Annotated in this window: 20 protein-coding genes; 11 read left to right on the plus strand and 9 right to left on the minus strand. The window is 39.0% G+C overall.

Features of this window, described 5'->3' with window-relative positions:
* Window positions 1–173 precede the first annotated feature (173 nt).
* Both KTH84_RS17280 and cysK read left to right on the plus strand, forming a co-directional pair.
* Window positions 174–716, plus strand: a complete 543-nt coding sequence (locus KTH84_RS17280; RefSeq protein WP_133975843.1) for a GNAT family N-acetyltransferase — start codon at window positions 174–176, stop codon at window positions 714–716.
* A gap of 288 nt (window positions 717–1,004) precedes the next feature.
* Window positions 1,005–2,003 carry a cysteine synthase A gene (gene cysK / locus KTH84_RS17285; RefSeq protein WP_262474441.1) on the plus strand — a complete coding sequence of 333 codons (999 nt, stop codon included), beginning with the start codon at window positions 1,005–1,007 and terminating at the stop codon, window positions 2,001–2,003.
* Between the two features lie 53 nt (window positions 2,004–2,056).
* Here cysK and KTH84_RS17290 read toward each other — a convergent pair whose 3' ends face one another.
* The 4 genes from KTH84_RS17290 to KTH84_RS17305 form a co-directional block, all read right to left on the minus strand.
* Entirely contained in the window at window positions 2,057–2,665 is a 609-nt protein-coding gene (locus KTH84_RS17290) for a lytic transglycosylase domain-containing protein (RefSeq protein WP_133975839.1), read from the minus strand.
* A gap of 304 nt (window positions 2,666–2,969) precedes the next feature.
* Window positions 2,970–3,188 (minus strand): DUF2798 domain-containing protein, encoded by a 219-nt coding sequence (locus tag KTH84_RS17295; protein WP_262474443.1) that lies wholly within the window; start codon window positions 3,186–3,188, stop codon window positions 2,970–2,972.
* A gap of 4 nt (window positions 3,189–3,192) precedes the next feature.
* Window positions 3,193–3,759 carry a flavodoxin family protein gene (locus KTH84_RS17300; RefSeq protein WP_262474444.1) on the minus strand — a complete coding sequence of 189 codons (567 nt, stop codon included), beginning with the start codon at window positions 3,757–3,759 and terminating at the stop codon, window positions 3,193–3,195.
* A gap of 16 nt (window positions 3,760–3,775) precedes the next feature.
* The gene (locus KTH84_RS17305; RefSeq protein WP_262474446.1) at window positions 3,776–4,261 is read right to left on the minus strand and encodes a DUF2938 domain-containing protein; all 486 of its coding nucleotides are present in this window, start codon (window positions 4,259–4,261) and stop codon (window positions 3,776–3,778) included.
* Between the two features lie 81 nt (window positions 4,262–4,342).
* On the opposite strand from KTH84_RS17305, the gene KTH84_RS17310 reads away from it, so the two are divergent.
* The 4 genes from KTH84_RS17310 to KTH84_RS17325 all read left to right on the plus strand — a co-directional run bounded on the left by KTH84_RS17310 (window position 4,343) and on the right by KTH84_RS17325 (window position 9,560).
* Window positions 4,343–4,747, plus strand: a complete 405-nt coding sequence (locus tag KTH84_RS17310) for a helix-turn-helix domain-containing protein (RefSeq protein ID WP_262474447.1) — start codon at window positions 4,343–4,345, stop codon at window positions 4,745–4,747.
* Between the two features lie 142 nt (window positions 4,748–4,889).
* Entirely contained in the window at window positions 4,890–6,149 is a 1,260-nt protein-coding gene (locus KTH84_RS17315) for an esterase-like activity of phytase family protein (RefSeq protein ID WP_262474448.1), read from the plus strand.
* 214 nt (window positions 6,150–6,363) lie between these two features.
* Window positions 6,364–8,745 (plus strand): YgiQ family radical SAM protein, encoded by a 2,382-nt coding sequence (locus KTH84_RS17320; RefSeq protein ID WP_262474449.1) that lies wholly within the window; start codon window positions 6,364–6,366, stop codon window positions 8,743–8,745.
* A gap of 314 nt (window positions 8,746–9,059) precedes the next feature.
* Window positions 9,060–9,560: a DUF2726 domain-containing protein gene (locus KTH84_RS17325; protein ID WP_133975825.1), complete on the plus strand. Its 501-nt coding sequence runs from the start codon at window positions 9,060–9,062 to the stop codon at window positions 9,558–9,560.
* Window positions 9,561–9,707: 147 nt separating this feature from the next.
* On the opposite strand, the gene KTH84_RS17330 is transcribed toward KTH84_RS17325, so the two are convergent.
* The 5 genes from KTH84_RS17330 to KTH84_RS17350 all read right to left on the minus strand — a co-directional run bounded on the left by KTH84_RS17330 (window position 9,708) and on the right by KTH84_RS17350 (window position 14,489).
* Window positions 9,708–10,061, minus strand: coding sequence for a RidA family protein (locus KTH84_RS17330; protein ID WP_239975894.1), 354 nt, complete (start codon window positions 10,059–10,061; stop codon window positions 9,708–9,710).
* A 318-nt stretch (window positions 10,062–10,379) separates the two neighbouring features.
* Window positions 10,380–11,435, minus strand: coding sequence for a DNA polymerase IV (gene dinB / locus KTH84_RS17335; protein ID WP_262474452.1), 1,056 nt, complete (start codon window positions 11,433–11,435; stop codon window positions 10,380–10,382).
* A 1-nt stretch (window position 11,436) separates the two neighbouring features.
* A complete protein-coding gene (locus KTH84_RS17340) occupies window positions 11,437–12,195 on the minus strand; it encodes a GH25 family lysozyme (RefSeq protein ID WP_133975819.1) in 759 nt (252 codons plus the stop codon).
* 77 nt (window positions 12,196–12,272) lie between these two features.
* Window positions 12,273–13,664 (minus strand): multidrug transporter subunit MdtD, encoded by a 1,392-nt coding sequence (mdtD, locus tag KTH84_RS17345; protein ID WP_262474453.1) that lies wholly within the window; start codon window positions 13,662–13,664, stop codon window positions 12,273–12,275.
* A 201-nt stretch (window positions 13,665–13,865) separates the two neighbouring features.
* A complete protein-coding gene (locus tag KTH84_RS17350; RefSeq protein ID WP_042894269.1) occupies window positions 13,866–14,489 on the minus strand; it encodes a TIGR00730 family Rossman fold protein in 624 nt (207 codons plus the stop codon).
* Window positions 14,490–14,815: 326 nt separating this feature from the next.
* Here KTH84_RS17350 and KTH84_RS17355 point away from each other — a divergent pair, with 326 nt between their 5' ends.
* The 5 genes from KTH84_RS17355 to parC all read left to right on the plus strand — a co-directional run bounded on the left by KTH84_RS17355 (window position 14,816) and on the right by parC (window position 21,410).
* On the plus strand, window positions 14,816–16,408 hold the full coding sequence (locus tag KTH84_RS17355) for a TerC family protein (RefSeq protein WP_202743729.1): 1,593 nt from the start codon (window positions 14,816–14,818) through the stop codon (window positions 16,406–16,408).
* 71 nt (window positions 16,409–16,479) lie between these two features.
* Entirely contained in the window at window positions 16,480–16,947 is a 468-nt protein-coding gene (locus KTH84_RS17360; protein ID WP_262474454.1) for a YchJ family protein, read from the plus strand.
* 45 nt (window positions 16,948–16,992) lie between these two features.
* Window positions 16,993–17,637 carry a trimeric intracellular cation channel family protein gene (locus KTH84_RS17365; RefSeq protein ID WP_042894279.1) on the plus strand — a complete coding sequence of 215 codons (645 nt, stop codon included), beginning with the start codon at window positions 16,993–16,995 and terminating at the stop codon, window positions 17,635–17,637.
* Between the two features lie 81 nt (window positions 17,638–17,718).
* Window positions 17,719–19,038, plus strand: a complete 1,320-nt coding sequence (locus KTH84_RS17370) for an MFS transporter (protein WP_262474456.1) — start codon at window positions 17,719–17,721, stop codon at window positions 19,036–19,038.
* A 152-nt stretch (window positions 19,039–19,190) separates the two neighbouring features.
* Window positions 19,191–21,410: a DNA topoisomerase IV subunit A gene (gene parC, locus KTH84_RS17375; RefSeq protein WP_262474457.1), complete on the plus strand. Its 2,220-nt coding sequence runs from the start codon at window positions 19,191–19,193 to the stop codon at window positions 21,408–21,410.
* The last annotated feature ends 95 nt before the right edge of the window (window positions 21,411–21,505 follow it).

Raw genomic sequence — 21,505 nt, forward strand, 5'->3', positions numbered from 1 at the left:
TTCCCATGTGAGAGTAAGTCATCGCCAGCTCATTATTCTAAAACACCCTCAACTGATGTTGGGGGTGTTTTTTTATGCTTGGAAATAACCATTAGAGTGGTTTTCATTAAAAATACTGCATATTATTTCGATCTTTGCTTATGATATGAGCAATTAAAATTGAGCTTCTACCTATGCAGTTCAAAATTATCGCGGTGCAAGACCTAAATACTCAACAGCGACAACAGATTGCTGAGCTATGTTTTACAGCTTTTGATGAAGATCCTTGGAGTCAATATACCTTCATGCAAACTGCTGTTCATATTGTAGGCATATTAGATGATAATATTGTGTCACATGCTTTATGGGCAGATAGAGTTTTCACTATAAATGGCAACTTCATTGTAAAAACTGCTTATGTAGAGTATGTGACTACTGATTACCATACGCAGGGTAAAGGGCTTGCCTCACAATTATTAAGATATTTAACCGATATTTTAACTACTTTAGATTATGAACTCGCGGCATTACAACCCGAAGATGGGGCATTCTATAAAAAATTAGATTGGATTCCGTGGCGGGGGAATTTATACATCAAACAAGGTGCTTCTACTTATCTAACAGATGACAATCAAATCATGCTATTTCCGTTGAGTGCTAATCTGAAAGAGAGACTATCACAACATTCAGAAGAAAATACTATTTGTGCCGATTGGAGAGAAGGTGAACTTTGGTAGTTTTAATTACATAAAATCTTGAAAAACACTAGGTTTCATGTCTGATCAGAAGATTCGCCTAGTCTTAATAAGGTGAAATATTAGCCAGAGTTCCTATTATTTCTAATGTAGTAGCTAGATAGGTAAATAAATTCATCTAATCTAATAATTTGATTTTTTTTAAATAAATTTTTGACAAGACAAGCTGTTAATTTGAGAAGTTAGGCATTACTTGGCTTTTCTACTTTCCTGTTTATTATAGAAGCATATAATGATTCAGAATCATTCCAAATCTAATAAGGATATAACATGTCTACCGACCAGCAATTTCCAACACCCAATAATTTAGGGATCGCAGTTTATTCTAATAATGCAGAAGCGATTGGGAATACACCATTAGTACGTATTAATCGCCTCATTAAAACTGATGCAACCGTATTAGCAAAGGTAGAAAGCCGTAATCCTGCATTTTCTGTGAAATGTCGTATTGGAGCGGCACTTATTGCAGATGCAGAAAAGCGTGGCGTGTTAAAAGAAGGCATGCATATTGTTGAACCAACTAGTGGTAATACAGGAATTGCACTGGCTTTTGTTGCAGCGGCCAAAGGCTACCCAATTACTTTAACTATGCCAGTAAGTATGAGTATTGAGCGTAGAAAAGTATTAAAAGCGCTCGGTGCCAATTTGGTTTTAACTGAACCGGCGAAGGGAATGAAAGGGGCAGTTGATGAAGCTGTGAAATTAGCGACAGAACAGCCAGGTCTTTATTTCTTACCTCAACAATTTGAAAATCCAGCAAATCCACAAATTCATGTAGATACAACTGGTCCTGAAATTTGGCAAGCAACAGGTGGGCAAGTTGATATTTTGGTTGCTGGTGTAGGGACTGGCGGTACGATTACAGGTATTTCTCGTTATTTCGAACAAGTCCAAAATAAACCTTTGTACTCTGTAGCAGTGGAACCTGCCGAGTCACCAATTATTACTCAAACAAGAAATGGTGAGAATATTACACCTGCACCGCATAAAATTCAGGGAATTGGTGCGAACTTTATTCCAAAAAATCTTGATTTAGATCTTGTTGATGAAGTCTTACCTATAACTAGTGAAGAAGCAATTCAATGGGCCAGAAATTGTGCAATTCAAGAAGGTATTTTAGTAGGAATATCGAGTGGAGCTGCATTAGCGGCAGCGGCTAAAATTGCAGAACGTCCTGAGAATGCTGGAAAAACTATTGTTGTTATTCTTCCAGACAGTGGAGAGCGTTATTTATCTTCTGTTCTATTTGAAGGTTTATTTGAAGAATAAAATTACTTCTATAAAAAGCCCATCAGCAGTTGGGCTTTTTTATTTGATCTTATTTATAGAGCGTTTTTTAAAGCTTTTTGATGACGTTTTACAGACCGAGCATATTTCTTAGCTTTGTGCCGTGTCCAGAAGCTCCGCTCATATCCAGTTGGGCCCACATTATAATAAGCAGTGGCTTTAAACCAGCTATCGGCTGTCTGATAGTAATGATTTAAAATATATGCACCACATTGAATATTTATAGATTCATCATACAAATTACCCGCACACGTTCGTTGCCAATAGCTTGGAATAATTTGAGTTAAACCTACTGCACCCGTAGGTGAGAGGGCGTTAGTATTGTAACTAGACTCTTGTCTTATAACCGCGGCAAGTAAAAGAGGGGGTACATTATATTGATCAGCACTTTGAATAATAATTGGAGATAACCGATTCGCTGTGCTTTGTGGAACAGAATAAGCTTTTTGTAGTCCTGTTGAGAGCTTATTAGAACGCCATGAAAATGAACCACTATTAGGGCCTAAACTTGTACATCCTGTCATGATTGCGGTTAAAGCAATTACAAGAAATTTAAGGCTTAAAAAACGTAGTTGTGTTGGCTTATAACAGTTGTGAGCTAAAGATGAGGTAAACAAAATATAAAACCAATAATCAAGTTTCAAATGAGATGATGGTAGTCAGCAGTCACTCATGGATCAATATAATTTCTGTTGCTAAGCCCAATTGGACAGTAAGAATTTTGTATAGCCAACAAAATGAAAAAGCCCCGACTTCCTGTCGAGGCTCCTTCGTATTCAGCTTATATAGCTAACTCCTGTCAACTACCGCTTCCTGCGTTCTTATTCTTCTTTAATGAGACTTCCTGTCTCTCTATGATTCATATGTTATGAGAAAATTTTAAAGTCGTATATTCGCTAATGACCACAAATTATGTACGTTTTAGCCTACATATATTTTATAAATTCTTTAGTTTTTGGGAAGAACAAGATTCACCAATTTTTGGGCTAAGGGGGCACAAATTAATACGCTTGGGAAAGCAAATATCCACGCAATACCCCAGGCAGATATCCATAATGAAAAGAAATTTTGAACTAGACCTAGTGCTTTGAAAGTCGTAATTCCTGAAATTATAAATGACATCATTGCAGATAAAATGAGTGAAAATAAAAGCCTTTGTGCTGTCATAATCTTACACTCCCAGATAAGCATTCAAGGTCATTGCAAAATTATTTCCAAACAATCGAGCAGTTTTAATGTCACCTTCATCAAACCCATCGGCATTACTTGAATGTTCAGCCTGAGCCATTAAGCCTGACCATGAACCGAGTCGGTTAGCTGCTTGAGCATAAGGTACACCTTGATGTTGCTCGGGCAGAATTGGATTGCCGACCCATAACATGCCGTGCTGCATACAAAAGGTAAAAAGTGAAATTAAGGTCGATTGCTTATCGCCTGCGGGGAGAGAGGAGACGGTAAACCCAGCAGCTAGTTTTCCTTTAAAGCTCTGTTTTTTCCACAATGGACCTGTTGCATCCATGAGTTGTTTTAATTTCGAAGACACTCCGCCTAAGTAAGTAGGAGATCCCCAAATTAAGCCATCATATTGGATAAGTGTTTCAGGGTTTTCAATGAGATGTTCAGCACTCAATAGATCCACTTTAATATTTTTTTGGCTTAATACACCAGTTTGAATCTGCTGGGCAATAAATTGTGTATGACCTTGGCGGCTATGGTAAATAATAGCAACGGTTTTCATGAGATTTTCCTTTATCTTAAAATTGAAAAATTTTTGCAGTGAGATATAAACCACAGCCAAAAATGCTGTGATTCATTAAACTTTTTAGACAATTCAAAAATGGATGAGGGGTTTTTGAAGAGACAAAACCACTACCCATCGCAGGTTGCATAATAAAAAAGGGAATGAGAACTGTGACTACACCAAATAGTAGCGCTGAGTAAAACTGAGGGTGAATGAGCCAATCGGAGCCTACAATGAAAAGAAAGCTGAATGCAAAGATCAGCCCGATACTATAGTGAGTAATCCAGCCTAATAAATATTCCCCCTTAATTTGAGGGCTTTGGGCAATAGATTGATGGACTAGTTTTCCTTGAAATATCCAACCAACCCAGCGTCCGAGAAAGGCAAAGTTTAAGGTGGGAACCTTAAATATCTTTAGTATTAACAGCCAGATATCCATAACTATTGTTGCGCCAATACCAAGGCATAAAGTTTGAAAAAGTAAAGTAAGAGTATTCATTTTTGCACCTTGCTTTTATACGTATAAAACGTGATAAATTTATTGTGCAAGTTCAAGTCAACTTGAAGTCAAGAGGATATTATGGATATTGGCGAAGTCGCGAAAAAGGCAAAAGTCACAACTGCAACGCTACGTTTTTATGAAGAGAGGGGATTAATTAAGTCGATAGGGCGGCAAGGTTTGCGTCGACAATATGGTAAACAAGTGCTTGATCAACTGGCATTAATTTCTTTAGGTCGTGCTGCGGGTTTTTCCTTAAATGAAATCGCCACAATGTTTGGACAAGATGGTAAACCAGATCTTGATCGGCAAAAACTAAAAGATAAAGCTGAACAATTAGAGCAAATGGCAAAGCGGTTACATTTTATTAGTCAAGGATTACAACATGCTGCTGTGTGTCCCGCTGAAAATCATATGGAATGTCCTACTTTTCAGAATTTTTTGAAAGCAGCAATTGCTGGAGAATATCCACCAACCAAACTTTAACTAGTTTTTTAATAAGAAGTTTAATTTTGTATTGAACAGCTAGGCTTGTCATATTTTCGCCATAAAGGTTTCATCTTTTTGAAACCAAAACTTCATATAAGCTTGATTAAATTTGCTTAATTTTTACCGACTGTATAAAACCATGAGCAAAAAAACTTTAGTCGCATTATTATGCTGTGCCAGTTTAGGATTGACGGCATGTAACGATGATAACGATCAAGAACAAACCTCACCCATTGAAAACGTTACCGAACCGACCTTAATTTCTTTTGCCAAGTTACCCGTAGAAACCTATGCTGCTGGTCCAGACTCTGGCGCATATGTGAAAGGTGCGAATGGAATTTATCCTCCATTTAAAGGTCAACCTGTACAGGGCTTTTCTGCTGCATTAAAAAATGAAGATGGCAGTTATATGGCAATGGCCGATAACGGTTTTGGGACTCAAGATAATTCATCAGACTTTTTACTTCGTATCTATAAATTAAAGCCTGATTTCAAAACTAAAGCTAAAGGCACGGGTCAAGTTACTGTGCAAAGCTTTATCCAACTGCGTGATCCAAACAAATTAATACCTTTTAATATCGTTAATGGTGGTACTGCCGAGCGTTTATTAACGGGTGCTGATTTTGACCCAGAGTCAATGCAACGTACTAATGATGGAACTTATTGGATTGGGGATGAGTTTGGCCCTTATTTACTTCATTTTTCAGCAGATGGTGTGCTGCTAGATGCTCCGATTGCTCTGCCAAATCCATTAAATCCGACTCAAGAATTACGTTCACCACAAAATCAGTTTAATAAAGCGCAAATTAATTTTGTAGAGCCTTTGGTTCAGCAAAGTGGCGGTTTTGAAGGCATGGCAATTTCTCCAGATGGCCAGTATCTCTATCCTCTTGTAGAGAAACCGCTTAAATCAATTCGAGAAATGGAACGACAATTGCTGATTTCTCAATTTGATGTGAAGAAAAAAGCTTATACAGGAAAATATTATTGGTTCCAGTTAGACAGTAAGGCAACCAATATTGGTGACTTCCAACTCTTTAATAATAATGACGGCATCATTATTGAGCGTGATGCAACTCAGAATAATTTAGGCGGATATAAAAAATTAATCCGCATTAAATTGAATGAGTCAGGTCAACCAGTAAGCCGTGAAGATTTAGTTGATTTAATTAAAATTGCTAATCCAAATTTACTTTATGGTACAGCAAGAGCAGGGGATATTGGGACAGAACAGGTTTTTGCCTTTCCATTTGAAACCATTGAAGATGTCATTGTTGAAAATGGTACAACGCTGACGGTTCTAAATGATAATAACTTCCCTGGATCTACAGGGCGTAATATTAAGCTGGCCGACGATAACGAAATTATTCAAATCCGCTTACCAAAAGCTTTATTCTAAGTCATATAAATAAATGAGTTAAAACTGCGGTGGATTTTATTCTGCCGCCTTTATTATAAGAATAAAATATTGAATAAACTTTAATCAAATTAATTTCTATATGGTTGTTTTCGCATGTTTTATAAACAGGGAAAATGAATGAAATTCATGTTAAAATGATCGGCTTTCATCTTTAGATGTCTCTCCTCCATTTGCTAGCCGAGATTCGCAAGCCATGTCTACCGCTTATACTATGCAAACTGCGCCAAAAGCGCTGTTTGATTACGACAAATATTGGGCCTCGTGTTTTGAACCAGCACCATTTTTGCCGATGTCACGAGAAGAAATGGACCAACTCGGCTGGGATGCATGTGACTTTATTTTAGTATGTGGCGATGCTTATATTGACCATCCTTCGTTTGTGTCAGGCGTTATTGGCCGTGTTCTTGAAGCTCAAGGTTACCGTGTCGGAATTATTGCACAGCCAGACTGGACCAATGCTGAAAGCTTCCGAGTTTTAGGTAAGCCAACCATTGCTTGGGGTGTGACAGCAGGTAATATGGATTCGATGATCAACCGTTATACGGCAGATCGTAAAATCCGTTCGGATGATGCTTATTCACCGAACAATGAACCGAACAAGCGTCCTGACCGCGCAGCAACGGTATATTGCCAACGTTGTCGTGAAGCATTCCCAGATGTACCTGTGTTATTAGGTGGGATTGAAGGCAGTTTACGTCGTATTGCGCACTACGATTATTGGTCAGATAAAGTTCGTCGTTCAATTTTGATGGATTCTAAAGCTGATTTGCTTATGTATGGTAATGGTGAGCGTGCCATTATTGATGTTATGCACCGTTTGGCTAAAGGTGAAAAAATCCACGAAATTACTGATGTTCGTGGTACAGCTTTTATTATTAATAAACATAACAAAGCATCAAAAGCAAAGTTTGTTGAAGTTGCAAGTAATGATGTAGATACGATTGGACGTGTTGATCCAATTATTAACCCTTATGTTATGACTGAAGATATTGATGGCTGTGAAGTTGAAAAAGAAAAGGGTAACTCTTTAGCTCAATATCAAGACTTCCAAAAAGAAATCGTTGCAAATCCGATTATTCGTGAAGGCGACAAACTAGACGACGATACTCAAATCGTTCAATTAAAGCCAGCACCGTCAAAAGCTATTAAACATAAATTGCCTCCACGCGAGTTGGCGGTCATTCGTTTACCTTCTTTTGAAGAAGTGTCAAATGATCACGTGCTTTATGCACATGCAAACCGTATTTTGCATCTTGAAACCAATCCGGGTAATGCTCGTGCATTGGTTCAACGCCATGGTGAGCGTGATGTATGGATTAATCCACCTCCAATTCCTCTAACCACTGAGGAAATGGACTATGTATTTGATTTACCTTATGCACGTTTGCCTCACCCGACATATGGCAATGCACGTTTCCCTGCGTTTGATATGATCAAATTCTCGGTCAATATTATGCGTGGCTGTTTTGGGGGCTGTACTTTCTGTTCGATTACTGAACATGAAGGCCGAATCATTCAAAACCGTTCGGAAGACTCGATTTTACGTGAAATTGAGAAAATCCGTGACACAGCACCAAACTTTACAGGCATTATTTCAGACTTGGGTGGTCCAACAGCAAACATGTACCGTTTGCACTGTAAAGACCCTGAAATTGAAAAGAACTGCCGTAAACCTTCTTGTGTATATCCGGGTGTTTGTCAAAACTTGCATACCGATCATGCACCTTTAGTACAGCTTTATCGTAAAGCACGTGCGATTAAAGGTGTGAAGAAGATTCTGATTGGTTCAGGTTTACGTTATGACCTTGCGGTATTGAACCCTGAATATGTGAAAGAACTGGTACAACATCATGTTGGTGGTTATTTAAAAATTGCACCAGAGCATACCGAAAATGGCCCGTTGTCTAAGATGATGAAGCCGGGTATTGGGACATATGATCGTTTCAAGCAAATGTTTGATCGCTTTAGTAAAGAAGCAGGAAAAGAGCAATACTTAATTCCTTACTTTATTGCCGCACATCCAGGTACTTCAGACTATGACATGATGCATCTTGCCATTTGGCTTAAGAAGAATGGTTTCCGTGCCGATCAGGTACAGACGTTCTATCCATCGCCGATGGCAACTGCAACGACCATGTACTATTCGGGTAAAAACCCGCTTGCTAAAGTAGCTCGCTACACTGAAAAGGTTGATATTGTAAAAGGTGAGAAGCGTCGTCGTTTGCACAAAGCATTCTTACGCTATCATGATCCAAACAACTGGCCATTACTTCGTGAAGCCTTAAAAGAAATGGGCCGTGTAGATTTGATTGGTAATTCAAAGCAGCATTTGATTCCGACTTATCAGCCACAAGGGACTGCCGAAGGTGAATATAAGTCTGCGCGTAAGAAGAACTCGTCTGTAGCGGGAGATTCAGCAAAACGTGGTCAGGGGCAATCTCACTCGGCAGCAGGGCAAAAACGTCCACAAAAAGGACAGGTTCTAACCCAGCATACGGGTTTGCCTCCTCGTGAAACAGGCGAGAAAAGACCGTTTGGTGGGAAAAGTAAACCAAGAACTAAAGCACGCGGTTAATGATAAAACAGGCTCTTAAACGGAGCCTGTTTTGTTTTCAGAGTATATATTTAAATCGTATAGTGAGATTTTTGAGGTTTTAAAGTACAAAAAGAGTAACGAAAAATGATAATTTCCACAAATCTGACGAGCTGCACTTGATTGTTGTTGACTCTATGATTATAAATAATGTGAGGGTGGCTAAATTTAAGCCAAGCTTGATAACTACAAGTGAAATTACTAAGTGAAGCTTTTAAAAAACGGCTGTGTCGTTATCAATTAAAACAAAGTGTGATCTAGCAAAATCATTATAAAAAACTTAAAGGATTAGGCCCATGTATTATCTAATTACGATTTTATTATTATTTTTAGCTGTTGTGATGGCAGTGAAAAGTCTTTCGCGAAGGCATCAACATGATAGTGCCTTGAAGCGCCGTGCAGTATTAACCAGTCATGAGCAAATGACATTAAACAGACTACAAACAGTTTTGCCTAAATTTACCGTGCTGGCACATGTATCCTTTGATGCGCTATTAACCACAAAATATGCGCACACGCGTCGAAAATATCAAAATATGGCGGCTGATTTTGTTGTACTTGATCAAAATTATCAGGTTGTTGTAGTTGTTGTTCTTGGAGAAAGTGGTTTGCGCCGAGCACATCAACAATATGAACGTCGTCTATTACAATTGGCTGGTTATCGCGTGCTGCATTACAGTGAGGTGCCTGATTATGATGATCTGAGAAGAGATTTATTGACTCCAGAAGCAGAGATGGCAACTTTACATGCAACGCCTCAGCTAGAACGAATGTCAAATGTTTTTGTGAAGTCTTAAAAATTAGAGACTATAACAATTGTTAGGAGAACTCATTAAAGCAGATCTCAATAACACGCGGACATTAAAAATTTTAAAAAAACTAAAAAATTGAGCAATATAACTAGAGATATTGCTCAATTTAACGTCGATTTATATTTATAAAAATTATGGAAGTACAGCCACCACTGTCATTTCTACAAGTACATCCGGTGCATAAAGTTTGGACTCTACACACGTCCGTGCTGGTGGATGTCCTTCGCTAATCCATGCATCCCAAACGGCATTCATTGCTGCATAGTCTTTTTCGATATCTTTTAGAAAAATCATGACAGAAAGAATATGGGTCTTATCGGTTCCAGCCTCTGCCAATAGACGGTCAATATTATCTAAAGTTTGTTGAGTTTGTCCTGTAACATCTACGCTTGTATCATCTGCGAGTTGTCCAGCTAAGTGTACCAAATTACCTGAAATTGCAACTTCGCAGTAGCGTGAAGTAACGTGTAAACGCTTTACCGTCATAAAAATGCTCTAGAGTGGCTTTATTTAATAGTTTTGATTTTATGAAGTGTTGCTATGCGGGTGCAAGCAAGTAGAAAAGAATTTCAGTAGATTATTGTGATGAAGAGAATATGCTAAGCCATGTATCGGAAGGGCCCTGTAATATTCGGATTTGGTCGTCACGCCAATCACAGGACGATATGCCGAAAGTAAAGGTTGCTTTTGGCATGTTGCAAATACATGGGTAATGAATATGCGCTGATTAGGTTACTCTAAACTTGGAACAAAAGGGAATAGTTTTTGTTCAAAATCCACTCTTGTTGAGTGAAAATTAGCCAATCACCAAAGGTTAAGTTGAAAGTCATCTGCTTGTGTTTGTAATTGATAAACTCCTATACCAATTAAGCGAAACTGAAAATGTTCAGGAATCTGCATTTCATTTAATAATAAAAATAAAACTTGGATTAAGTCTTGCAACGACTGAATGGGTCTTTTAAAGCTTTTACTATGTTGTAATGTTTGAAAGTTTTTGAGTTTAAGCTTGATATTCACACCACGGGCATTAAGCTGTTTTTTCTCTAGGCTTTGCCAGACTTTTTCGGCTAATCCCTGCCAATAGGGCTGACATTGAACCAAAGTAAAATCACTATCGAAAGTTGTCTCTTTCGAAATTTGTTGGCGTGCTCTTTCAGCTTGAACAGGTCGATGGTCAATTCCTTGTGCATAGAGGTAGAGCTGTTGACCATATTTACCGAAATGGTGAACTAGAATAGATTCTTCAATTTTCTGTAAGTCACCCAGTGTATGAAGTTGGAGTTGTTGTAATTTTTCCTGAGTGACTTTGCCGACTCCAGGAATTTTTTTAAGTGGAAGACCCTGAATGAAATTGGCGACCTGTGAGGGTTTTATTACACATAAACCATTCGGTTTGTTCCAGTCCGAAGCAATTTTTGCCAAAAATTTATTAGGGGCCACACCTGCCGACGCAGTAAGCCCCGTTAACCGAAAAATATCTTCCCGAATATGCATGGCGACTTCGGTTGCACTTGCAATTTGTTTTAAGTTTTCAGTGACATCTAAATAGGCTTCATCTAAAGATAATGGTTCGATAAGAAGCGTATATTGCTGAAATATAGAATGAATTTGAGCTGAAACTGTACGATATTTTTCAAAATTTGGCTCAATAATAACGACTTGAGGGCATAGTTTTCTTGCCTGACTCATCGACATGGCTGAACGTAAACCAAATTCGCGGGCAGGATAAGATGCAGCAGCAATTACAGCTCGCGGATGATGAGATGAAATAACAACGGGCAAATGCCTTAATTCAGGGTGTTCCCGTAGCTCGACTGATGCATAAAAAGCATCCATATCGATATGAATGATTTTGCGCATATTATTGTGCTTTCACGATGCCTTGCTGCTGTAAAAATTGGTGCCATTCTTTGACTGAACCCTCATAGACATTTAAGTCTACAGGCTTTATCACCCCTTCAATTTTACCTTGATTACTATGCTGCCAAAAGAGCCACTTTCTTTTGTCTTTAAGTTCAGGTTTTCCCTCGTAATCTCTTACCCAAAGGGGTGTATTTGGGAAATTACCCATTAACACAATGTGATAAAAAGTCTTAGAAATATAAAAGATGGGCTGTTTGCCATAATGCTGTTTTAAGCGGTCATGCATGATGCCAATTTCTTTAATTAATTGTTCTTTGGTGTATGAATTAATACAGTTACTGTCGTATTCCAGATCAATAACTGGTGGAAGCGCATCTGATTTTTTAGGCACTGTCGCAATAAAGTTATCTGCTTGCGTTTTACCATCACGACAGAGGCGGTAAAAGTGATAAGCCCCTACATGAAAGCCATGTTCACGCGCTTTGAGCCAGTTTTCTTGAAATTTTGAATCTTTGTAATCACCGCCTTCAGTCGATTTTAAATAAACGAATTGGAATTTTTCGGGTGATATTTTTTTCCAGTCAATATTACCTTGATGGTGAGAAACATCGAATCCTTGAACTGGATAATCTTGTGCAACCGCTTTTTGCTGATAGAACAGACCAAAATAAGCCAATACTCCCATAACACATGCCAAGCCAATTCCGATTAAGGTATTGTGCTGTGCTGTGAAAAAGGTTTTAGCCAGTTTGGTCATGCAAAACTCATTAAAGATGTGAAGCCTATATCATAGCGTGATTCAAGAGAGAGAAACCACGCTAAAAATGCAACGGCTTATACGGGAGTATTTTTTGGAATTTGCCAGAAGATAAGTGCAGCAATTACATTGATGCAACCGAGGCAAATTAAAGTGAGATGAAATGCTGTTGTCACGTGAGCGGCACCATAATAACTGGTAAATACATTAATGAGCGTACCTGCTAGCGCCACGCCAATACTCATTGATAGCATCATGATCATCGATAAAAAACTATTACCGCTACTCGCATCTTGTTGAGGCAAATCTTTTAAGGTCAAAGTATTCATTCCAACAAATTGTAATGAATTTAATGTGCCAAATAAGAAAAAGTGTAAGGCTCTAAACCAAGTTGGGGTGTCGACTGTCATGATGGCAAAAGAGGCAATACATAGCCCGACCAGAGTTGTATTGATGAGTAAAAAACGTCGATAGCCAATTTTCTGAATAATAGGTCTGACAATTGGCTTTGAAAATAATGAACCCAAGACCAGAGGAATCATCATTAAACCCGCAATAAAGGGTTCAAAACCAAAAGCGACCTGTAGCATGAGTGGTAAAACAAAAGGTAAGGCATTACCGCCAAAGCGGGCAAAGAAATTACCTAAAATACCAATCGCATAAATTTTGTTTCTAAAGAGCCGACTGCGGAATAATGCGTTTTGATGTGTATGAGAGTGATAGGCATACCAAAGTGTTGCGATTATTCCAACGACTAATAGAGAGATGCTGAACCATTTTGAATATTCTGGTGAAGCAAGATGTTCTATACCCAAAGACCATCCAATCATTGCTACAACTAACAATATGAAACCGACCAAATCAAATGTTTTGACCATAGGCTCTTTCACATTTGGCATGACTTTTAATGTCATTAATATGCCTAAGATACCCATAGGAATATTAATGAGAAAAATCCAGTGCCAAGTTGCAACTTCAACTAACCAGCCGCCTAAAGTTGGACCAGCCAAAGGTCCGAGTAAACCTGCAAGACTCATTAAGCTCATTGCAGCTAAGAACTGAGTTCGAGGAATGATTTTTAGAAGTGATAGTCGACCAACAGGGAGTAATAATGCTCCACCCACACCTTGGATGACCCGGAAAAATAACAGCTCATTGAGACTTTGAGAAAGACCACATCCTAAAGAAGCCAGAGTAAAAATAACAATTGCCGATAAGAAAATATTTCTAACACCAAAGCGGTCTGCTAACCAGCCACTTAAAGGAATGCAGGCAGCTACTGATAAGACATAGGCCACCACTACACTGTGCATGCGTAAAGGATCTTCATTTAGATGATGAGCCATTGCAGGAATAGCGGTATTTACAATTGTTGTATCCAAAGCCTGCATAAAAAAGCCAATGGAAACCAAAAGAACGAGTAGGCGGTATTCAGGTTGCAAGGCTTGGTGAGTCGGCGTGGCATTCATAACATTTGAAAGTTAACGTTTTGGTCTAGTGTAAAACAAATTGAAAGTAAAAAAAGTAAGTCAATGTTGAATACCTCTTTACTAAATCTAAGTTCTTTTATTTATCAAAGTTACCCAGCTAAATTCTTCTGAAGATGGCGGTGAAAATAGTTAAACAAAAAAAGCGGCAGAACCGCTTTTTTAAAGGAGAGGAGGGGGAAACTAGACAACAAATCTTTTTGGCATTTTTAAGTTTTTAATCACGTTATAAATTTGATCAACGTCTTCGCAGATAATCAATTTAGCGCGGTGTTGAAGCGGGAGAAAGCCCTCTTGAACGGCATGATCTAACTGAGCAATTAATGCATTATAAAAGCCATTGACGTTATATAAAATCATGGGTTTTTGGTGTTGGTTGAGTTGACCCCAAGTGGCTATTTCCAATATTTCTTCGAATGTACCCAAACCGCCAGGTAATGCAATAAATGCACTTGCTCGCTCGGCCATCATGGCTTTGCGTTCGTGCATGGTTTCTACCACATGTAATTCGGTTAATCTTGAGTGTGCTTCTTCATAGTTAAGCATAAAGTCAGGAATCACTCCCACAGCTTCACCGCCATTTTCGAGTACGCTGTCGGCTACTTGTCCCATTAAGCCAATGCTTGCACCGCCGTAGACTAAACCAAAACCTTGATCCGCAATTCCATGAGCAAGTTCAATTGCTTTTTCTCGGTAGATTGGATTATTTCCTGCACGTGAACCACAATATAATGCAATAAGAGGTTGTTTTGTTTTTACAGCTGTTATTGGTGAATCATTTACTGACATTGTTAATACGCTATTCATTGCTTTATTTTCACCTTATCACGTTCATATTTCTTGTCTACACTAAGCCAAAGATATGACAACTTTATAAGCAGATTTATAAGAAAGATTCATGTTTTGTATGGGTTTGGTGAATGCCTGTCATGAACAAATAAAAATGATGAATTTCTATTAAATCTTGCCTATACTAAAAATTCGTTTAACAACATATGAACAAATATGGGTAGTGGTTGTAGTCGCTCCGTTTTAATTTTTTGTCCTAAAAAAACATTTTCCCTCCTTTGTATGGGTATGCCTGCTGTGTTGCCAAATAAAGATAAAATCCAGTCAGCACAGGAGCAGGATCGATGATCTTTGAATGGATGTCTGATCCCTCTGCTTGGGTGGGTTTAGCTACCTTAATCGTTCTTGAAATTGTATTGGGGATCGATAACCTCGTTTTCATTGCTATTTTGGCCGAAAAACTGCCGCCAGAACAGCGAGCTAAAGCGCGAGTAATTGGTTTGGTACTCGCTTTGGGAATGCGTTTAGTACTTTTAGCTTCGATTGCTTGGGTTGTGACACTGACTGAACCACTCTTCCATATTTTTGATCATCCATTTTCTGGCCGTGATTTGATCTTGTTGTTCGGTGGTGTGTTCTTGCTGTTTAAAGGCACCATGGAATTGCATGAGCGTATGGAAGGTAACCAACTTCATAAAGAAGATAATCCTGTTCATGCTGCATTCTGGATGGTCATTGTCCAGATTGTTGTGCTTGACGCTGTGTTCTCATTAGATAGCGTGATTACAGCTGTAGGTATGGTGAAAGAACTGTCAATCATGATGGTTGCGGTTGTAATTGCTGTCGGGATCATGTTGTGGGCATCAAGACCACTTATGGACTTTGTCAATAAGCATCCAACGGTTGTTATTCTGTGCCTTGGTTTCTTGATGATGATTGGTTTCTCTTTGGTGGTGGAAGGTTTTGGTTTCCATATTCCGAAGGGCTACTTATATGCTGCAATTGGTTTCTCGGTCTTGGTGGAAATTATCAATCAGAGCATGCGCCGCAATCAGGAAAAGCTGGTTACAACCACAGACTTGCGTTATCGCACTGCCTCTGCGGTTTTACGTATGTTAGGAAGTAAAAGCAGTGGATCTAGCTCCGATACGCAATCTTCTGATAAAGAAGACGTATTAGCTACACAAGCTTTTGCAGATGAAGTGTTTGATGAAGACAATGGCGCTTATCACAGTGTGCTTGTGCAAGGTGTTCTTAGTTTATCAGAACGTCCTGTAAAGTCTGTTATGACTCCACGACCTGAACTTGAATGGATTGATTTAGACGACGAGCCAGAAGTTTTAAAAGAACGTTTAATGTCAATGACACACTCTCGTTTGATTGTTGCACGTGGTGAACTTGATAATATTGAGGGCATTGCACTCACTCATAAAGTTCTAAATGGCTTTATTGAAACAGGTGTGGTCGATTTTCAAAAGCATTTACGTGAACCCGTTATTGTGCATGAAAATGCTCAAGTACTTATGGTGATGGAGCAATTACGTCAAGCGCCTTTACAAATGGCAATCGTTTTAAATGAATACGGTTCAATTGAAGGTATTGCAACGCCAATCGATATCTTAGAAGCAATTGCGGGTGAATTCCCAGATGAAGATGAACTAGATGCAGCTGCTGAGAGCTTGGAAGATGGTTCATTAATACTTGAAGGTTCAACCGACATCCGCCATGTATCTTTGTTATTAGGCCGTGATTTGGTTGATGAAAGTGAACAGTATTCAACTTTGTCGGGTTATTTGTTATTCCATTTAGGTCGCTTGCCTGAAAATGGTGAAACTGTTGAAGCCGATGGTTATCGCTTTGAAGTGGTGACGATGGAAGGCCATAAAATCGAGAAAGTTCATATTGTTTCTACCGAACAAGATGAATCAAAAGATTAAATGACATTTTAAGTCTAGAAACATCATAAAATAGCTCAACTCTGAGCTATTTTTTATTTGAGAAGCACCAAATGACTCAACACACTTGTCCATGTGGAAAAGGCAGCTATACAGAATGTTGTGAGCCTTTACATTTAGGCATAGCAAAAGCCCTAACAGCAGAGCAGCTTATGCGTTCACGTTATAGTGCTTTTGCATTACAGCAAATTGATTATATTGTTAAAACGACCGCTTTAGGTCAGCAACCTGCGCTTGATAAAGAGGCTATTGCAGACTGGAGTAAACAAAATCAATGGTTGGGTTTAGAGGTCGTAAACGCCAAAGAAAAGCTAGATAAAACCCATGCACAGGTTGAATTCAAGGCACATTATCATGATGGACAAAAAGCTCAGGTTCACCATGAAATTTCACATTTTGTATTTCACCAACAACAATGGTTTTTTCTTGATCCCACAGTAGATATGCATGTCCCGATGAAACAAGCTTGTATATGTGGCTCTGGAAAAAAATTTAAGCAATGCTGTGCACAATTCATATAACTTTACCTTAAAATACGCCCACTGTTTGGCCTGAGGGAAAGGGCAATGTTACTCACCGTTATTTATATTATTGCGATTACTGCCGAAGCCATGACAGGTGCATTGTCTGCGGGGCGACGGAGTATGGACTGGTTCGGTGTCGTACTGATTGCCTGTGTGACTGCTTTAGGAGGTGGTTCTGTACGTGATGTACTACTCGGACACTATCCTTTAACTTGGGTAAAACATCCTGAATATTTGGTCCTGACTTGTTGTGCTGCATTTGTCACAATCATTATTGCCAAATGGATGCGTCATTTACATAACATCTTTTTGGTACTCGATGCCTTAGGCCTAATTGGATTTACCATTATTGGTTGTCAGATTGCCTTACAAATGGGACATGGTTTTGTCGTATCGGCAGTCGCAGGGGTGTTAACCGGAGTTTCTGGCGGTATTTTACGTGACATTTTATGTAACGATGTTCCATTCGTTTTCCGTCGCGAACTTTATGCGAGTATTTCTTTTGTGGCAGTCATCTGTTACTGGGTATGTCAAGATTTAGGATTCAGTTTAGAGTTAACTGTTATTTCAACCTTAATTTTCGGTTTTACCCTGCGTTTGCTTGCGATCTATTTCGGCTTAGAAATGCCTAAGTTTATTTATAAAGATGATGATGCAGAATCGGCTTCTTCAACCGATGAACATTAATTATGCAGAATGCTATGTGAGCATGCTATAACAATTAACTATATTGTCTTGCTCACTTATTTTTTCCAGTAGAGTTTTCTTATGGATCTGGTTTCACGTATACAAAATCTTCCAATTGGCAAATTTCACTACACGCTTTTATGGGTAGTGGGTTTAGGTTGGATGTTTGATGCGATGGACACTGGCATAATTGCTTTTATCATGACAACTTTAGTCAAGGACTGGGCATTAACTCCAGCTGAAAGTGGTTGGATTGTGAGCATTGGCTTTGTAGGAATGGCTATTGGAGCCGTTTGCTCGGGCGCTTTAGCAGACCGTTTTGGTCGAAAGACAATATTTGCCTCTACCATGGCAATTTATAGCATCGCGACTGCTTTATGTGCTTTTGCTCCAGATTTAAAATGGTTATTAATTTTTCGTTTTATTGTTGGTCTTGGACTTGGCGGTCAGTTACCTGTTGCAGTAACACTGGTTAGTGAATATATACCTTCACATGTACGCGGTCGTTTTATTGTGCTCCTTGAAAGTTTTTGGGGTTTAGGCTGGTTAGTTGCTGCATTAATTTCTTATTTTATTATTCCTAAATTTGGCTGGCATATTGCATTTCTGATGGGCGGCCTCCCATTGATTTATATTTTAGTGATTTGGAAAAAACTTCCTGAATCTATACCTTACCTGATTAACCGTGGTCGTATTGAAGAAGCACATACTTTAGTTCAAAAATTAGAAGCTCAGGCAGGTGTTCAAATTATTCATCATATTGAAGTTGTGCCTGTAGCCATACAACAAAAGGTTTCTTTTAAACAACTTTGGAGTGGTCCTTTTGCTCGTCGTAGTTTAATGCTGTGGCTTATCTGGTTTGGAATTGTGTATTCCTACTACGGCATTTTCACTTGGTTACCAAGTTTATTAGTGAAACAAGGCTATGACATTGTTAAATCTTTTGAATATGTACTTTTAATGATTTTGGCACAGCTACCGGGGTACTTGGCAGCGGCATGGTTTGTTGAACGATTGGGTAGAAAAATTACACTGGCTTCTTTTATTGGTTTTTGTGCATTGTCTGCATATTTCTTTGGACAGGCCGACAGCGTAAACAGCATTATGTTTTGGGGCTGCCTCATGTCATTTTTTAATTTAGGGGCATGGGGAGTTTTATATACCTATACGCCAGAACAATATCCAGCCAATATTCGGGCTTTCGGTTCGGGCTGGGCATCGGCAATGGGGCGTTTAGGGGGGATTTTGGCACCGATAGTCGTTACACATATGATGGTGGCTAAGAATGGATTTAGTCATGTCTTTATGATGTTTACCGTCGTTTTACTTTTGGTCGCAGCTGTAATTTTAATATTAGGTGAAGAAACTCAAGGGAAAAGACTAGAGTCGATAGGCCTCTAGTTTTGCCTAACTTTATAGCAAATAACTAAAAATATAGAGAGATGAGACATAATTTGACGCTCAGGTGACAGACTCCCTCTTGTGTCTGTAACATAGCCCACTTAGCATAAGACTCATTTAAAATAACGACTGATTTGGAAGATAAGCTGACTATGACCAGCCTTGCGCATCAAGCGACAGAAAACCGCTCTGTAGCCGAATTTACTGAACAGGCTTACCTGAATTATGCCATGTACGTCATCATGGACCGTGCATTGCCGCATATCAGTGATGGTTTAAAGCCTGTACAGCGCCGTATTGTCTTTGCCATGAGCGAATTAGGCTTGAAAAATAGTGGTAAGCCAAAAAAATCAGCGCGTACAGTAGGTGATGTACTCGGTAAATATCATCCTCATGGCGACTCGGCATGTTATGAAGCGATGGTATTAATGGCTCAGCCGTTTAGTTATCGTTATCCTTTAATTGAAGGACAAGGTAACTGGGGTTCACCTGATGACCCTAAATCCTTTGCTGCAATGCGTTATACCGAAGCCAAACTTTCGGCTTATAGTGAGTTATTGCTTGGTGAATTAGGCCAAGGTACAAGTGAATGGCAAGATAACTTTGATGGTTCATTAAAAGAACCTATTACATTGCCAGCACGTGTGCCTAATATTCTACTCAACGGCACAACAGGTATTGCTGTCGGGATGGCAACCGATATTCCGCCGCATAACTTACGTGAGGTGATTAAGGGAACAATTGCCTTAATTCGTAACCCACAAACTTCAGATGAAAAATTGGCCGAATATATTCCAGCGCCAGATTTGCCAACAAAAGCTGAAATTATTACTCCGCCTGAAGAGTTACTCAAGATTCAGACTACTGGTCGTGGTAGTTACCGCATGCGAGCGGTATATGCCGTTGAAAAAAATGAAATCGTAATTACTGAATTGCCTTATCAAGTATCCGGCTCTAAGGTCATTACTCAAATTGCCGATCAAATGCAGGCCAAGAAGCTACCATTGGTGGTGGATATACGTGATGAGTCAGATCATGAGAACCCAACGCGGTTAGTGATTGTACTCCGTTCTAATCGTATTGATGCTGAAGCGGTGATGAGTCACTTATTTGCGACCACAGATTTAGAATCAAGCTATCGTGTTAATTTAAACATGATTGGGGAAGATGGTCGCCCTCAGGTTAAATCTATTCGCCGTATTTTGCTCGAATGGATCGAAATCCGTAAAAAAACGGTGACTCGCCGTTTAGAATATCATTTAAACCGAATTGAAAAACGCCTCCATATTTTGGAAGGTCTTTTAATTGCTTATCTTGATATAGATACAGTTATTCGCATTATTCGTGAAGAAGATCAGCCCAAACCTGTGTTGATGGAGCACTTCAAGATTGATGAAGTGCAGGCAGAAGCAATTTTAGAACTGAAGTTACGTCATTTAGCAAAACTTGAAGAGATGGAAATCCGTCAAGAGCAGAATGAACTTGCAGCAAAAGCAGCGATTATTCGTGAGCAATTGGAAAATCCTGAATCTTTAAAAAACCTGATTATCGGTGAATTAAAAGAAGACGCTAAAAAGTTTGGTGATGAACGTCGTTCCCCAATTGTAGCGCGATCTGAAGCTGTGCAGATTAAAGAACAAGACTTAGTACCGGCAGAAACAGTCACAGTCGTTTTATCTGAAGCAGGTTGGATTCGTGCCGCGAAAGGTGCGGATGTCGATGCAGAAAAATTAAACTACCGTGCTGGAGATCAATATTTAAGTCATGTCGTGGGTAAGACTAACCAACGGATTTATTTCCTTGATGAAACTGGACGTAGTTATGCCTTACCAATAAGTAGCTTGCCATCAGCAAGAGGCTTGGGCGAGCCATTAAGCTCAAAATTGGCACCTGCAAGTGGTGTGTCATTTATTCAGGTTTATCTAGAAGATGAAGAAGCTGAACTTATTGCGGCCAGTTCATCAGGTTATGGTTTTAAAACTCAAACCAAACAATTAGATACTAATGCCAAAGCGGGTAAAACCTTTTTATCAGTACCTGAGAAATCAAAAGCTTTACCATTAATTCCTACCCAAAACATGTCACATTTAGCCGTGCTCAGCTCAGCAGGACGCCTGTTAATTATTGATTTAGCAGAACTGCCGAACTTAAATAAGGGTAAAGGTAATAAGTTGATACAACTTGAAGCGAAAGAGCAAATTTTATCCATGACAACCCTGAACTTAGATGAAATAATTCAGGTGGTTGCAGGTCAACAACATTTAAAATTAAAAGGTGATGATCTACAAAAATACATGGGTAAACGTGCATCAAAAGGTCAGCTCTTACCACGTGGATATCAAAAAGCAAATAAACTGTTGATTCAGAGATAAAGCTAGCGTCGGGCAACATAAATACGCTATATATGGCAACATGTTCAAGCAATGAACTGAACTTGTTGGTATTGAATAATGATTAAAAGGGCAGC

Source organism: Acinetobacter sp. WU_MDCI_Abxb74 (assembly GCF_025513915.1).
In the GTDB taxonomy this organism is placed as follows: domain Bacteria; phylum Pseudomonadota; class Gammaproteobacteria; order Pseudomonadales; family Moraxellaceae; genus Acinetobacter; species Acinetobacter calcoaceticus_C.